The sequence below is a fragment of the Mesorhizobium cantuariense genome, from assembly GCF_042647205.1.
In the GTDB taxonomy this organism is placed as follows: Bacteria; Pseudomonadota; Alphaproteobacteria; order Rhizobiales; family Rhizobiaceae; genus Mesorhizobium; species Mesorhizobium cantuariense.
Genome location: NZ_JBHRVD010000001.1, coordinates 1,221,483 through 1,235,081, shown reverse-complemented (window position 1 = coordinate 1,235,081; position 13,599 = coordinate 1,221,483). Strand labels below are relative to the sequence as shown.

At 62.8% G+C, this 13,599-nt stretch carries 14 protein-coding genes and 2 pseudogenes; 9 read left to right on the top strand and 7 right to left on the bottom strand.

Annotated elements, in window-relative coordinates; genetic code table 11:
- Window positions 1-4: 4 nt before the first annotated feature.
- The 3 genes from ACFOJ9_RS05875 to ACFOJ9_RS05865 form a co-directional block, all read right to left on the bottom strand.
- Window positions 5-283, bottom strand: a complete 279-nt coding sequence (locus tag ACFOJ9_RS05875) for a DUF982 domain-containing protein (RefSeq protein ID WP_378977566.1) — start codon at window positions 281-283, stop codon at window positions 5-7.
- A gap of 219 nt (window positions 284-502) precedes the next feature.
- Complete coding sequence (locus ACFOJ9_RS05870; RefSeq protein WP_378977564.1) at window positions 503-1,333, bottom strand: plasmid partitioning protein RepB C-terminal domain-containing protein; 831 nt, start codon at window positions 1,331-1,333, stop codon at window positions 503-505.
- A complete protein-coding gene (locus ACFOJ9_RS05865) occupies window positions 1,327-2,076 on the bottom strand; it encodes a hypothetical protein (RefSeq protein WP_378977562.1) in 750 nt (249 codons plus the stop codon). Before ACFOJ9_RS05865 ends, ACFOJ9_RS05870 begins: the two co-directional genes overlap by 7 nt.
- 69 nt (window positions 2,077-2,145) lie before the next feature.
- On the opposite strand from ACFOJ9_RS05865, the gene bioB reads away from it, so the two are divergent.
- The 4 genes and pseudogenes from bioB to ACFOJ9_RS05845 all read left to right on the top strand — a co-directional run.
- Entirely contained in the window at window positions 2,146-3,015 is an 870-nt protein-coding gene (bioB, locus tag ACFOJ9_RS05860; RefSeq protein WP_378977560.1) for a biotin synthase BioB, read from the top strand.
- Window positions 3,012-4,151 (top strand): 8-amino-7-oxononanoate synthase, encoded by a 1,140-nt coding sequence (locus ACFOJ9_RS05855; RefSeq protein ID WP_378977558.1) that lies wholly within the window; start codon window positions 3,012-3,014, stop codon window positions 4,149-4,151. Before bioB ends, ACFOJ9_RS05855 begins: the two co-directional genes overlap by 4 nt.
- Window positions 4,148-4,780 carry a dethiobiotin synthase gene (bioD, locus tag ACFOJ9_RS05850; protein WP_378977556.1) on the top strand — a complete coding sequence of 211 codons (633 nt, stop codon included), beginning with the start codon at window positions 4,148-4,150 and terminating at the stop codon, window positions 4,778-4,780. The genes ACFOJ9_RS05855 and bioD overlap by 4 nt, the downstream gene beginning before the upstream one ends.
- Before the next feature lie 2 nt (window positions 4,781-4,782).
- Window positions 4,783-5,310, top strand: a pseudogene (locus ACFOJ9_RS05845) (aminotransferase class III-fold pyridoxal phosphate-dependent enzyme); the annotation flags it as partial.
- A 54-nt stretch (window positions 5,311-5,364) separates the two neighbouring features.
- Here the strand turns inward: ACFOJ9_RS05845 and ACFOJ9_RS05840 are convergent.
- Window positions 5,365-5,517, bottom strand: a pseudogene (locus ACFOJ9_RS05840) (DUF736 family protein); the annotation flags it as partial.
- 391 nt (window positions 5,518-5,908) lie between these two features.
- Between ACFOJ9_RS05840 and ACFOJ9_RS05835 the strand changes: the two are divergent.
- From ACFOJ9_RS05835 to ACFOJ9_RS05815, 5 genes are all read left to right on the top strand, one after another.
- On the top strand, window positions 5,909-7,135 hold the full coding sequence (locus tag ACFOJ9_RS05835; protein ID WP_378977554.1) for a tyrosine-type recombinase/integrase: 1,227 nt from the start codon (window positions 5,909-5,911) through the stop codon (window positions 7,133-7,135).
- Window positions 7,129-8,049 carry a tyrosine-type recombinase/integrase gene (locus tag ACFOJ9_RS05830; RefSeq protein WP_378977552.1) on the top strand — a complete coding sequence of 307 codons (921 nt, stop codon included), beginning with the start codon at window positions 7,129-7,131 and terminating at the stop codon, window positions 8,047-8,049. The genes ACFOJ9_RS05835 and ACFOJ9_RS05830 overlap by 7 nt, the downstream gene beginning before the upstream one ends.
- The gene (locus ACFOJ9_RS05825; protein WP_378977550.1) at window positions 8,046-9,071 is read left to right on the top strand and encodes a tyrosine-type recombinase/integrase; all 1,026 of its coding nucleotides are present in this window, start codon (window positions 8,046-8,048) and stop codon (window positions 9,069-9,071) included. Before ACFOJ9_RS05830 ends, ACFOJ9_RS05825 begins: the two co-directional genes overlap by 4 nt.
- The gene (locus ACFOJ9_RS05820; protein ID WP_378977548.1) at window positions 9,068-9,295 is read left to right on the top strand and encodes a hypothetical protein; all 228 of its coding nucleotides are present in this window, start codon (window positions 9,068-9,070) and stop codon (window positions 9,293-9,295) included. The genes ACFOJ9_RS05825 and ACFOJ9_RS05820 overlap by 4 nt, the downstream gene beginning before the upstream one ends.
- 84 nt (window positions 9,296-9,379) lie before the next feature.
- Entirely contained in the window at window positions 9,380-9,682 is a 303-nt protein-coding gene (locus ACFOJ9_RS05815) for a DUF736 domain-containing protein (RefSeq protein WP_378977546.1), read from the top strand.
- Window positions 9,683-9,809: 127 nt separating this feature from the next.
- On the opposite strand, the gene ACFOJ9_RS05810 is transcribed toward ACFOJ9_RS05815, so the two are convergent.
- From ACFOJ9_RS05810 to ACFOJ9_RS05800, 3 genes are all read right to left on the bottom strand, one after another.
- Complete coding sequence (locus ACFOJ9_RS05810; RefSeq protein ID WP_378977544.1) at window positions 9,810-9,971, bottom strand: DUF736 family protein; 162 nt, start codon at window positions 9,969-9,971, stop codon at window positions 9,810-9,812.
- Between the two features lie 771 nt (window positions 9,972-10,742).
- Window positions 10,743-12,848, bottom strand: a complete 2,106-nt coding sequence (locus ACFOJ9_RS05805) for a ParB/RepB/Spo0J family partition protein (RefSeq protein ID WP_378977542.1) — start codon at window positions 12,846-12,848, stop codon at window positions 10,743-10,745.
- 411 nt (window positions 12,849-13,259) lie between these two features.
- Window positions 13,260-13,577, bottom strand: a complete 318-nt coding sequence (locus tag ACFOJ9_RS05800; RefSeq protein ID WP_378977540.1) for an HNH endonuclease — start codon at window positions 13,575-13,577, stop codon at window positions 13,260-13,262.
- Between the last annotated feature and the right edge of the window lie 22 nt (window positions 13,578-13,599).

Here is a 13,599-nt window from a genome sequence, read left to right as displayed (position 1 = left end):
GCGTCTACCAACTGGCTTCACTAGAATTGAGATCGCCTTCACCCAAAAAGATCTGCGCATCCTTGGCGGCAGCAATGAACGCGTCTCGCGCCAGACTCGGCGATTTCCGGCCTTGTATCACGTCGAGGCAGATTTTCATGGCCCTGACGCACTTTTCGGATTTGGGCTCAGGCCACTCTCGCAGCAAAAGCTCGGCCGCGTCGGTGACTGTGATTACAACCCGGTCTCGATCTATGCGCCTCGGTTGAATGATGACTGGTTTGTGGAAGCGCTTGGTTTCCAAATTGGTTCTCCTGCGACGAGCTCAAACGCCGACAGGCCACTAAGGTTCCACCTCGGCCTGGAGCCGCGACGCAGATCCTGCCCTTGGAGATTATGGGCCGCCGACCACGCTTTTTGTCAGCGGCGATGTGCCGGACATGGAATAGAAGCAGCCCCAGCGAGGCTAGTGGCGACACGGCATGAAGGGTCTAAGCCCGGGCGGGCATGTCTAGCCCCTTTGTTAGAGGCATGGCATCGACAAGCGGTGGAACTCTTCAAAATGACCCGGAAAGTTCCGGGCGAGATATCGCACCACTCTGGAATTATCCATCATCCGGTCGAAAAAACGGTTGGCTGCGACAAGCTCCAGGCCCACTTGGCCATGATTTTCCACGGCGCTTAGAACCGCAAGGCTCAGCTCGCCGACCTCGCACACCATCGCGCCGCGCTGGTCTTCAGCCTGTGTGGTGATCGTTGAGAGATTGCAATCCTTGGCCAGCAGGGCTTGTGGTGTCAGAGCGACGAGTAGCCTCGCGTAGGTGATCCTGACCCGGTCCATCGCCACCATCAGCCGGGCAATCTCCAATTGCCTGGCTGGCAGCACCTTCTGGAGAAACCCGAAGGTTTTTGTTTTCACCGGCGCGTCCCGAAGCAGGTCGAGGACATCAGGGCAAATTCCGTTAACGGGTTTCCGGTTCTCGCCGGTCTCGGAAGCGGGTTTTCCGGGAGGGCAAAACATTTGCGGCTCGCGGGTCGCGCCACGCAACCTATGTGCCAGTAGCCTTGGCATTGTCCCGAGGCCCTCAGACACCAGCACGGCGCAAAATTGCTTGTCGCGCATCACCAGGTGGAGCGCCGCGACGATCCGGTCCAGGCTCTGTTCAGACTTTGCCGCTTCGGCGACGAAATCGCGCATGCGTTTGCATTCTGTATCGTAGGTCGCCAAAAATTCGTGCGAACGAAGCCTCTTCTTGGACCCTATTGCGCCAGCAGCAATATTCCTCGCATGTCTGTCGCCACCGTTTTCCAGTGCGCGGTAGGCGGCGTCCTTCGGCAAGCGCTTGGCTACCAAGTCGCGCCCCCGACAGGCTCTCGCTCTGCCAGCCTGATAATTGGGTTGAGCGCGGGAAAAATATAGGTGTCCAGCGGTGCCCCATTGATGGCGTGCAGTTCCGATTTGCCCGCGATCTCATGCGGAGGAGCAATCAAATAGTCCCGAATTGTCAGGTCGCCGGGATTCATACGGATCAGGACGAAAATATCCGGTAGCGGCCGTTGATAGGCCTTCGAAAACCAGCGTGGATAGCCGAAGCCGGAAACCCTGCATCGCCCTATTGTAATCGCCACGGTGATCTCCTCGTTTATCCGCAGGAGGTCCGTCGCCATGTCATGGGCAGCAACCCCGCCCCGCCTTTCCATCGCGCCCACGAGATCCCGGATAACCTGCAGCCTCATTGTTTCCAAGCGCCGGTTCACGCCGATGTAGCGGTAGTTTTTGGATGGCTCGTATCCGATAAGTTCATAGGCTTTGACAATGGTTCCAAAACGCCACTGGTAGCGTTGGGACGGCGGGCACTCGGAATCAGCGTCGATCATGGCTAACGACAAGGCGCCACGGCGAGCCAAAAGTGCCCTAAGGGCGGCCAGCATCTCGTCATTGGTCATGTGGCGATAGATGGTCTTGAGGACGATCTGCGCCCGGTCGAACAGTTTGCGGTCGACGATAGGCTCTAACAGGCTGTGGAAAAAGGGACGGAGATACCCGTTTTGAATCTGGTTTGTGCTCGGTCTGATTCTGATACGTTCCGTGAACAAAACAGTTTTTCAACAGCCTGCTAGGACGTTTTCCACCCGCACCCACTGTTCCGGGGGATTGTGGACTTGATGGCTTCTCAGCCGGGCCGAATGCTTGTTCCAGACGCAAGCCGGCTTCTCAGCATCAAGACAGGCGGCTGCCCAGAAGATTGCGGCTATTGCAGCCAGTCGGCGCATCACGAAACCGGCCTGAAGGCGTCGAAGCTGATGGAAGTCAGGCGCGTCATCGCCGAGGCGAAGAAAGCGCGCGATGCAGGCGCCACGCGCTACTGCATGGGCGCGGCCTGGCGAAATCCCAAGGCGCGCGACATGGACGCGGTCGTTGCCATGGTCGAAGGCGTCAAGGCGCTCGGCATGGAGACCTGCATGACGCTGGGCATGCTCGATCGGGGCCAGGCACAACAATTGAAGGAGGCCGGCCTCGACTACTACAATCACAACATCGACACCTCGGAGCGCTACTACAACGAGATCATCTCAACGCGCACCTTTGCCGATCGGCTGGATACGCTGGCCAATGTCCGCGACAGCGGCATCAAGGTTTGCTGCGGCGGCATTGTCGGCATGGGCGAACAGCCGGTGGACCGGATCGACATGCTGGTGACGCTGGCCAATCTGCCTGAACATCCCGAAAGCGTTCCGATCAACATGCTGATCCCGATCGCCGGCACGCCGCTTGCCGAAGCTAAGCCCATCGAGCCGATCGAATTCGTGCGCGTGATCGCGCTGGCACGCATCATGATGCCGAAATCGCACGTCCGTCTTTCCGCCGGCCGCACCGCAATGAGCGACGAGATGCAGGCGCTGTGCTTTCTTGCCGGCGCCAACTCCATCTTCGTCGGCGACACGCTGCTGACAGCGGACAATCCCGGCGAGGACAAGGATATGCTGCTGTTCCGGCGTCTCGGCATCGAACCTATGGAACGCGATGCACAATGACCGAGGCACCTCTTGCCCGCTATGACGCGACCTTGCAGGGACTGGCGCGCAAGGACCGGCTGAGGATGCTGTCGCCGCGTGCCGGTCTCGATTTCTCATCGAACGATTACCTCGGGCTTGCCGCGTCCAAGAGGCTTGGCAATGCGGTGGCGGCGGCCATTGCCCGCGGCACGCCTGTCGGCGCCGCCGGCTCACGGCTGCTACGCGGCAACGCTCCGGAGCACGAGGAATTGGAGGCGGACGCGGCGAGGTTCTTTGGGGCCGAAAGCGCGCTGTTCTTCGGCGGCGGCTACATCGCCAATTTCGCTCTCCTGACCGCGCTGCCGCAGAAGGGCGACTTGCTCGTCCTCGACGAGCTCGCCCATGCCAGCATGCATGAAGGTGCGCGGGCTGGACGCTCCGAGTTCGTGCTGGCCGCGCACAACGACGTCAATGCTGCCGAGGACGCCATCAAGCACTGGCGTGCCGAAGGCGGCATGGGGAGGGTCTGGATCGCGGTCGAAAGCCTCTACAGCATGGATGGCGACTGCGCGCCGATGGCCGGCCTGATCGCGCTTGCCGATCAGTATGAGGCATTCATCATCGTCGACGAAGCGCATGCCACCGGCGTCTGCGGACCGGGCGGCCGCGGCCTCGCCGCAGCGTTCGAGGGCCGCGAAAACATCGTCGCGCTCCATACATGCGGCAAGGCACTCGGCGCCTCCGGTGCGCTCGTCACCACGCCGAGAACGCTGTGCGACTATCTCGTCAACCGTTGCCGGCCATTCATCTACGCCACCGCGCCGTCGCCGCTGATGGCCGTGGCTGTGCGCGAAGCACTCGCCATACTGGCCGAAGAACCGATGCGCCGCGCCCGGCTGCAGGAAATCGTTGCTTTCACAGGCGGGCTACTGGCCGAGCGATGTGGTGTGGTGCCCAGCGGCTCGCAGATCCAGCCATTCATCATCGGCGACGTCAGGCGTACCATGGCGGTAGCGGCGGCGCTCCAGGCGCGCGGCTTCGACATCCGCGGCATCCGCCCGCCGACTGTGCCTGAAGGCACATCGCGCCTGCGCATCTCGCTGACGCTCAACGTCGACGAAGCAGCCATTTCCGCCATGGTCGAGGCACTCGTCGAGGCTCTGGCTTCGGCATGACCAAAGGCATCGTCATCACCGGAACAGACACCGGCATTGGCAAGACGGTGTTTTCTGCGGGCCTGGCTGGCGTTCTTGACGGTTTCTACTGGAAGCCGGTGCAATCCGGCCTCGATGAGGAGACCGACAGCGAGGTCGTTGAGCGGCTCGCCGGTCTGCCACCAGGGCGCGTGCTGCCGGAAGTCTACCGCCTGAGGAGCCCACTTTCGCCGCATCGTTCAGCCGAGCTCGACGGCGTCGCGATCGAGGCGGCAAAGCTCTCGCTTCCAGCCTTGCCGGGTCCTATCGTCATCGAAGGTGCCGGCGGACTGATGGTGCCGCTCAATCGCCAGACAAAGTTCATCGACATATTCCAGCAGTGGCAGCTACCGGTCGTTCTGTGCGCCCGCACTGCGCTTGGAACGATCAACCACACGCTGCTGTCGATCGAGGCCCTGAGAGCCCGTTCCATTCCAATCATAGGCATCGCCTTTGTCGGCGATGAGGTGGCGGATTCGCAAAAGACGATCGTGGAATTCAGCGGCGTGCCACAGCTTGGTCGGCTGCCATACCTCGATCCGCTGACGGACGAAACGCTAAGGGAAGCGATGGTTGCCGGCTTCGACCTCGCCCCGATCGCCGGAGTTTAATGATGCCACAGTCTCAAGTCTGGCATCCGTTCACGCAGCACGCGCTCGAGCCAGCGATCCCTGAAATCGTCCTGACGGAGGGGGCCTATCTCTATAAGGCTGATGGAACGCGCATCCTCGACGCCATTTCGTCCTGGTGGGTCATAACCCATGGCCACCGCCATCCCCGCATCATGAAGGCCATTGGGACGACCGCGTCGAGCCTGGACCAGATCATCTTCGCTGGCTTCACCCATGAGCCGGCCGAGCGACTGGCCAAGGCGCTTGTCGACCTCACGCCGTCCGGGCTCGACAGGGTGTTCTATTCCGACAGTGGCTCGACCTCCGTCGAGGTCGCGCTGAAGATGGCGCTCGGCTATTTCCGTAATATCGGCGCGCCGCGCTCGCGCATCGTCGTCATGGAGCACAGCTATCATGGCGATACGATCGGCACGATGAGCGTCGGCGCCCGCGGCGTCTTCAACGCCGCCTACGAGCCCTTGCTGTTCGAGGTCGACACAATCCCCTTCCCGGCCGCTGGGCATGACCGAGTGGTAGGTCCGGTCCTCCTTGGAGGTCCGTCGCCAGGCGGCACCGATCTCGACGCCGGAGACGATGACCCGCAGGTCGGGCGCCTTGTCGCTGGTTGCGGCGGGGTCGCTGGGGACGAGGCGCGCCTTGGCGTCGATGGCGAGGGTCTTGATGGTGCCGGTGTAGGTGCCATCGTTGCTGAGGGTGAACGAACCGATCTGGGACATGGTGGAACTCCTGTGCTGTGTTCAAGCCCGCGACCATCGCGGCCTTGTGGCGATCTGGAGCCCCGGGACGGCCGACCCGCACCGTCAGGCCGCAGCGCATGCGAAGGACGGCGCGCGGCGATCTTGTTGTTGGGCGAGGAGCGGCGCAGCCGCGGGGAAGAAGATCGCCACGCGCTGTTGTGGGGAACAGGCCGGGTCGCAGACCGCATCGCGGGGCAGATCCGCCCAGAACAAGGCCCGTCGGTCGCAGGGCATCACGGCACCCGGCAGAACCTCCCAGATCCGGGTGGGCGTTCTCACGCCGCATGACAGCACCAGGTACAATCGCTCACGTTCCGAATGACAGCGACCTCGGATCATAGTCCCGCCTCCACATGCAAAAGGAGGCGACATGCCGACAGGTGTTTATGTTCGTAAGAACGCGGTCGAGGACCGCTTGAAGGCGGGGATGGCTGCGGACCACGCGGCGGACTTTGCGCAATGGTTGCGTGACCGACGGTACACGCCACGCACCGTCATCGAGAAGATGCGGCTGCTTGCGAGTTGGACGCACTGGGCGCGCGCTGAGAATTATACGCTCGCCGCGATCCGTGAGGCATATGCTGCATCGTTCGCCTTGATCGCAGCGGGACAGCGCCCGCGCTTCCGAGGCGACGTCAACCAGGATGCGGTCGAGACCGCCAAGTTGTTCATCGTCTATCTCGAGGATCGCGCCGTGTTGGCGTGCCTGCCGGCCAAGCCGGTTGCGCCCCTGGTGGCTGAGTTTGCGGCCTGGGCCCGTGAGCAGCGCGGTCTGGCCGAAACGACGCTGGCCACGTATCTTGGGACGATCACTCCCTTCATCGATGCGCTGGGGGAGACGCCGAGCGCCTACGACGCGGTTACGATCCGGGCGTACATGACCGAACGCGCGAAAGCGGTATCGATCGCTCGGATGAAGGGGATATCGGTTGGCATCCGCGCGTTCCTGCGCTTCCTGATCGCGACAGGACGATGCCGGCCTGGGCTCGACCACGCCATGCCCAATGTTGCTGGCTGGCGGCTGGCCTCGATCCCGCGCTTTCTGCCCGATGCCGATATCACGCGGATCATCGGAGCGTGCGAGGGAGAGCGTCGCCTGCGCGACCGGGCTATCATCCTGATGCTGGTCCGGCTCGGACTTAGGGCGAGCGAGGTGGCACGGCTCAGCTTCGGCGATATCGACTGGCGGCAGGGCAGCATCCGCCTGTTCGGCAAAGGCCGGCGCGAAGAACTGCTGCCGCTCACCCAGGAGATCGGCGACGCGCTGCTTGCCTATATCGAACGCAGCCGGCCAACGCTGGCCGTGCCATCCCTGTTCATTACCGAATATGCGCCGCTGCGACCGATCGACCGCATCACGGTCAAATGCCTGGTCAAGCGCGCGCTGAAACGCGGGGGTGTCGAGAGCCACTATAAAGGCGCGCATATCCTGCGGCACTCGGCGGCCACGGCGATGCTCCGCCACGGCGTCAGCCTAACCAATGTGGGCACGGTGCTGCGCCATCGGTCGCCGGAGATGACGGCGCATTACGCCAAGGTCGATATCGCGCTTCTGGCGGCTATCGCGCAGCCCTGGCCGGGGAGGTCGCCATGCTGACCGATGATGCCGATCGTTACATCGAGCTGCGCCGCTCGCTCGGCTTTAAGCTCGCAAAGACGGCCCGACACCTCACCGCGTTCACGCGCTATGCGGTCGACTGGGGCGATACCCATGTTCGCCGCGAGACCGCGATTGTCTGGGCGTCGGCCGTCTCGTCGACCCCGCGCAGTCACCAGCGGCGGCTTCGGGAGATCGCGCTCTTCGCGCGCTTCCTGCACGCCGAGGATCGTGCGCACGAGGTGCCGCACCATCATCCCAACCACAGTGCTGCAACACGTCCCGCGCCTTATATCTACACATCCGAGGAACTGGCGCGCATGCTCGACGCCGCGGGCAATCTGCGGCGCCAGAAGCCCAGCCCGCTCAGGCGCCACATCTATGTGATGCTGATCGGGCTGCTGGCGTCGACGGGCCTGCGGATATCGGAGGCTCTGAACCTGAGGTTGGACGATCTGCTGCCCGACGGCGTGCTGCACATCCGCCAGACCAAGTTCAACAAGAGCCGGCTCGTGCCGATGCATGCCAGCGTGGTCGAGGCGCTGCGGGTCTATCTTGAGGTCCGCCGGCGGTTCGCCGGGACGGACGACCATGTGTTCCTCTCGGTGGATGCTAAACAGATGCCGCTTGGGACTGTCGAGAGTACTTTCCATGTGATCCTGCGCAAGGCTGGCGTCGGTCAAGATCGGTCACGTCGCCCACGTATCCATGATCTGCGCCACACCTTCGCGACCCGCGTGCTGGAGCAATGCGCGATGCGCCGGGATGATGTTGCGCGGGACTTCGTCGCGCTCTCCACCTATCTTGGCCACGCGAGCATCCGGCATACCTACTGGTATCTGGAAGCCACGCCTAACCTCATGGGCGATATCGCCGCCGCCGCCGAGGCGTTGATCGACGGGAGGCGTCCATGACGCCGATCGCTCCGCTCATCACCCGCTTCATGCGCGAGCACATGCCGCAGCAGCGCGGCTACAGTCCGCACTCCTGCGAGGCCTATGCACACAGCTTCCGGCTGCTGTTCGCCTTCGCTGCCGGGCGCTTGCACACGCGCCCGTCTTTGCTCCAGCTCGAGCAGATCGACGCGGAGATGGTGCTCGTGTTCCTGCATCACATCGAACATGATCGCGGCAACGGCGCGGCGACCCGCAACCTGCGGCTCGCTGCGATCAAGGCGTTCATGCGCTACGTTGAGCTGCGGCACCCAAGCGCCCTGGAGCAGATCGCCCAGATCAACGCTATCCCCGGCAAGCGCCATGACCACAAGCTCATCCGTCACCTGACCATGGACGAGGTCCGAGCCGTGCTCGATGCGCCCGATACAACGACGCGCCTGGGGCTACGGGACCGGGCGATGCTGCACCTTTGCTTCGCCGGTGGCCTGCGCGTCTCCGAACTGGTCGGCCTCACCCTGGACAACGTGACGCTGCAACCCAGTCCGAGCATCCTGGTGTTCGGTAAGGGCCGGCGCGAACGCAGCCTTCCGCTCTGGAAAGAAACGGCCCGCGACGTGCGCGCCTGGCTTGCGGTACGCGGAAAGCCACCGGCGACGGAGCTGTTCGTCAACGCTCAAGGGATGGCAATGACCCGCGCCGGCTTCGAGTATATCCTCGAAAAGCATGCAAAGGCGGCCGCGGCTCGATGCCCGAAGCTGATCGGCCGGTCGCTGTCGCCCCATCTTCTGCGGCACAGTTGTGCGGTTCTCATGCTGCAGGCCACGCGCGACATCCGCAAGGTCGCGCTATGGCTCGGCCACGCCGATATCCGCACGACCGAGGTGTACCTGCGGATGGATCCGTCCGAAAAGCTCGAGGCCGTCGAGGCGGTGTTGCCGCCGGAGCTTCGTCGCGGTCGGTTCAAGGCGCCCGACGCATTGATCGCGTCGCTGATGGCCGATGCGCATACGTGCCAACGTGAGGCGGGATGGGCCGGATGATCGTCATGGCAACGAAGCTCGACCGGATCTGGGAGGTTCTGCCGGGTGCCGTGATGCCCTGCGACCGACGGGCCTTGTTCTGGGCGGATCTGCCCCGCGATGCGGTCTGCGACCCGGCCTGTTCCCCACAACAGCGCGTGGCGATCTTCTTCCCCGCGGCTGCGCCGCTCCTCGCCCAACAACAAGATCGCCGCGCGCCGTCCTTCGCATGCGCTGCGGCCTGACGGTGCGGGTCGGCCGTCCCGGGGCTCCAGATCGCCACAAGGCCGCGATGGTCGCGGGCTTGAACACAGCACAGGAGTTCCACCATGTCCCAGATCGGTTCGTTCACCCTCAGCAACGATGGCACCTACACCGGCACCATCAAGACCCTCGCCATCGACGCCAAGGCGCGCCTCGTCCCCAGCGACCCCGCCGCAACCAGCGACAAGGCGCCCGACCTGCGGGTCATCGTCTCCGGCGTCGAGATCGGTGCCGCCTGGCGACGGACCTCCAAGGAGGACCGGACCTACCACTCGGTCAAGCTCGACGATCCCTCCTTCAGCGCACCCATCTACGCCAACCTCTTCGAAGGCGACGATGGCAAGTATGCCCTGATCTGGTCGCGCTGATCCACACCGCGGCGCCTCCCAACACGGCGGGGCGCCGCGCGCATCAGCTTGTTATTATGCGGTGCGAAAAACCCCAAAAGTCCTGGAATACAAAGGACTCCAGCATAAGACTCCGCATAATCCCGCGCTACGCATAATCGGTGGCACCGGCGAAGATGCGGTAGTCCGGAGCCTTTTCGTTATCGCCTTCGGCGGGGACGAAATCGACGGCCTTGACGTTGAGGTTGAGGGTCTTGACCGAGCCCTTGAAGCCCTTTGCAGTGCTGGTGAACATGCCGATGGTGGCCATTGTGGTGGTTCCTTCCGTTTGATCGGGCCGCGCCCATCGCGTCCTCGATGGGGTCTTGAGACCGAAGACGATCGGACTGCACCCACCGGGCTGGAACGAAGTGGAAGGTGGCCAGCGATGGCTTTTTTGTTTCGCGATGCAAAGCCGGCCTTCTGGGTCGGCGGCGGAAAAAAGCCAGCGCTGGACGTTGCAGGAAGACGATCGAGGCGAAGCCGGTCTTCGGTCAGACCCAAGCCATTCGAGGACGCAGTGGGCGTGGCCTGCCACATGAGGAGGAACCGCCGCGATGGCCATGTGATCGCGCTTCTCATCCGGACCGCAAACGCTCCTGGGCCGATCTGAAACCCAGCTCATCCTTGCCGGCAAGACGGCGATTGCCCCCGCCTTTGGAGAATGGAAATCAAGGCAGGACACTCGCGCTGGCGGTTACTTCGTCAGTCGCGGCATGGATACCAGACACATCCCTGAGGGTCAGACGATCACAGCTTCGAGCCTCTCCGATCCGAGGGGCTCATCAGATGACGCAATGCGGGCATGGTCGAGATCGGCAACAGAGCGAATACACATCAAGCTGAGCAGAGGGACTGTCGAGGCGTTCACCTCAAGCGGAAAGCAGGCATGTGGTGGACGAGGCATCGCCACGAGAGGAGCCGCCACCGCCTTGCCCTGTCCCCGATGTCGTGCGGTCGAGGTCCCCGGCCACGCTGAACAGCGTGGCCGGAAAATTCTGACAGTACCCGGAGCCGCCTTGGCGGCTCCGGGTTTTGCCATTCATTCGGCGGCGACGTCGAAGCCCTCACCTGCGTCACTCGCGCCGGCGCTATCAGGGGATGCCGCATCCTTCAAGGGCGTGTCCTCCGCAATGGGAGGCTTGTCCGCCATACCTTCCTCAGCTGCCAGATTAAGCAGATCGCCAGCCGTCGCGGACTCCAAGGTCCGTAGCAGCGCGGGCAACCAGCCGGTCGCGGCCAGCAACTGTTCGGCGGCTTCTGCCATTGGCTGCTTCTTCAAGGCAGCAAGCCTTTCCGCTGCTTCATTGCTGACAGCCTCGCCGACTGCGGCGAGGATGTGCGCCCTGGTGATCCGCCCGAGATAGGTGCGCACGGTCGGCGTCCAATGTGCCGTCATGTCGAGCCCAACCGCCGTCGCAAGCCTATCTGCCGTCTCGTGGGCGCGCGGCTTGCGCTCCCAAGGCTGCTTCACCGCATTGACGGTGAGTGACGCACAATGAGCAAACAACGCCATGACGCTGGCAGGATCGAGCGAGGCGATGAAGCCCCACAGGTCCGCGACGTTGGCCGGGATGTCCGCCGCCCATCCTGCATGACGATCCGCCAGCGCCTTGGCCGCTGCCGTATCTTCGATGCCATCGGCGTGGCCGCCGAGATACGTGCTTGTCGGCCGGATTTCCAGGCAATGGGCTTCCATGCCTTGATAGAAGGCCTGCGCGGCGAGCGTGTGCGTGACGGCGATAATGGCAATGTCCGGCTGCTCGCCGAGCGCAAGGCGAAGGCCAAGCGTCCGGTGGGCTGTCAGGTCACGGACGAGAAGATCGGAAAGCGGCTTGCTGTCTTCCTCCGCGTCTTCATCATTTCCGCCATCGGGGTCCGGGCTGATATCGCCCTCGATGATCTCGCCATCACCATTGATGCTGTGGCCTTCGTCGCCTGCTTCCGGTGCCGGCAATTCGTCCTCGGCGCGAATGAAGCCGCGTTCGATGCGAGCCGTCCCGTCATGGGAAAGCATGACGAACACGCCGCCGCGCTCGACGACATCCGGGTCGTAGGCGTGACGCAGTGCATCGACGCGCTCGATCTCAGCTTCAAGCTCGCCGAAACGCTGATCGACATCGTCGGGCAATTCCTCGGCGCTCTTCCACTCCTCCGTCAGTTGGTTGAACGTATCGAATGCCGCCTGATAGGCGGCTTCGTCTTCTTCCGACAAATCCGCTGGCTGCGGGTAGGTACGGCGCAGGCCGAGCGCATGCGGATAGTCGATGTGGACATCCGCCCATTTCCAGCCCTCGGCCTCCTTGATGGTTTCCGAGATGCCTTGCAGCTTCTCGATGACCATGCGGTCAAGCAAAGCCGCATCGTCATAGAAGCCGCCACGATCATCGGTGAATAGGTCGCGGATGATCATGCCGCCCGCGTCGATGTAGGCTTCCGCGCCGATGAACACGGCGCGACGGTCAGCAGCCGCGACATGGGTCCGCGTCAATTCGCGGCGGATAAGGTAGGGCTCGCGATTGTAGGTGAGGGTTTCGAAAACCTGCTCCTGCCGGGCGTGATCGTCGGTGATAGCAAAAGCCATCAGCTGGTCGAGGATCAGGCCACCATCGCGGTAGACCTGCATCAGCTTGGGGCTGACGGCACCAAGCCGCAGACGCTGCCGCACGACATGGGCGGTCACGCCAAAGCGGGCAGCAATTTCCTCCGCACCCCATCCGCGTTCGACATTGAGGCGCTGGAACGCCTCGAACTGATCGGCAGGATGCATGTCTTCGCGGGTGATGTTCTCGTCCAGGCTGATCTCATGCGGATCGTTCTTGATATCGATGACGCAGCGGATCGGTTCGGTCTTCTTGATCTGCTTGCGCTTCACGCGCAAAAGCTGCGCCAGCCTGCGGCCTTCGCCGATAGTGACGAAGTAGAAGCCGGTTTCCGTCCCCTCTCCGTCAAACTCCGGCTCCACCACAAGGTTTTGAAAGATGCCCTTTGCGGCGATGCTCGCGGCATAGGCTTCGATGATTGTCTCGCTGTGCGGGGTCTTGCGCGCGTTGCGGGGCGACTTCTTCAACTTGTTGAGGGGAATGAAAACCTCAGTGCCGCTCTCGCTGGCTGTCGTGGTTTCCGCACTCTTTGCATGGATGGTCATAGTTCTGGTCCTTTCCCGTTAAAATGCCGAAGGCATGCCCCTCGGCATGCCTTCCGGGGGCGCGTGAGCGCACGGCAGAGAGGGGGGCGAATGCCGGCGAGCGGAGCTGGGCTGCGCGTCGAGCGGGGCGGATCGGATCAGTTCGGCGGATGATAATCCGCGCCGCCTTGCGAGCGGGCGGCCCCGCTCTGACGCAGGCGGTATTCGCGGGGGAGAGATGGCCAAGACCATCTCTTCCCCTGTTTGCACTATGCCTTCCATGGCAATGCAATTGTGGCTTACGCTCGGCGCTATGGACAGCAGGCCGTTTGAAGTTGGCTATCGCGATTTCATAGACGTCAGGGCGGGTAGGCGGGCCGGCCTCCGCGCGCCCCGTAAGCGCGCGCTGAGCGCGTTCTTGCCGGCCACTTTCTATACTGCCGAAGCGTCCCGCGCGTCCTGTCGCAGGGCCGGAGAACTAACTCTAGCGCTCACGGCCTTGACCTCTTTGCGTTGCTTGGTGGCGTTCATTTGTTGGCCGCGAAGCTGATTGCAGTGGAAGCAGGCCGCGGCCAGGTTTTTGAGATCGTCCTTGCCGCCCTTCATCTTCGCCTTCAAGTGCTCGATAGTCATGCGAGTTGGGCCGGTCTTCGTTAATTCGCGGCTACAGTAGATGCATCTCCCGCTCTGGCGTCTATGAAGCTCGCGTCTTGCAAACGCTCGGTACTGCGAATCTCTCAGCGTCGGCATATTCTTTCCCCTCACGAAAAGA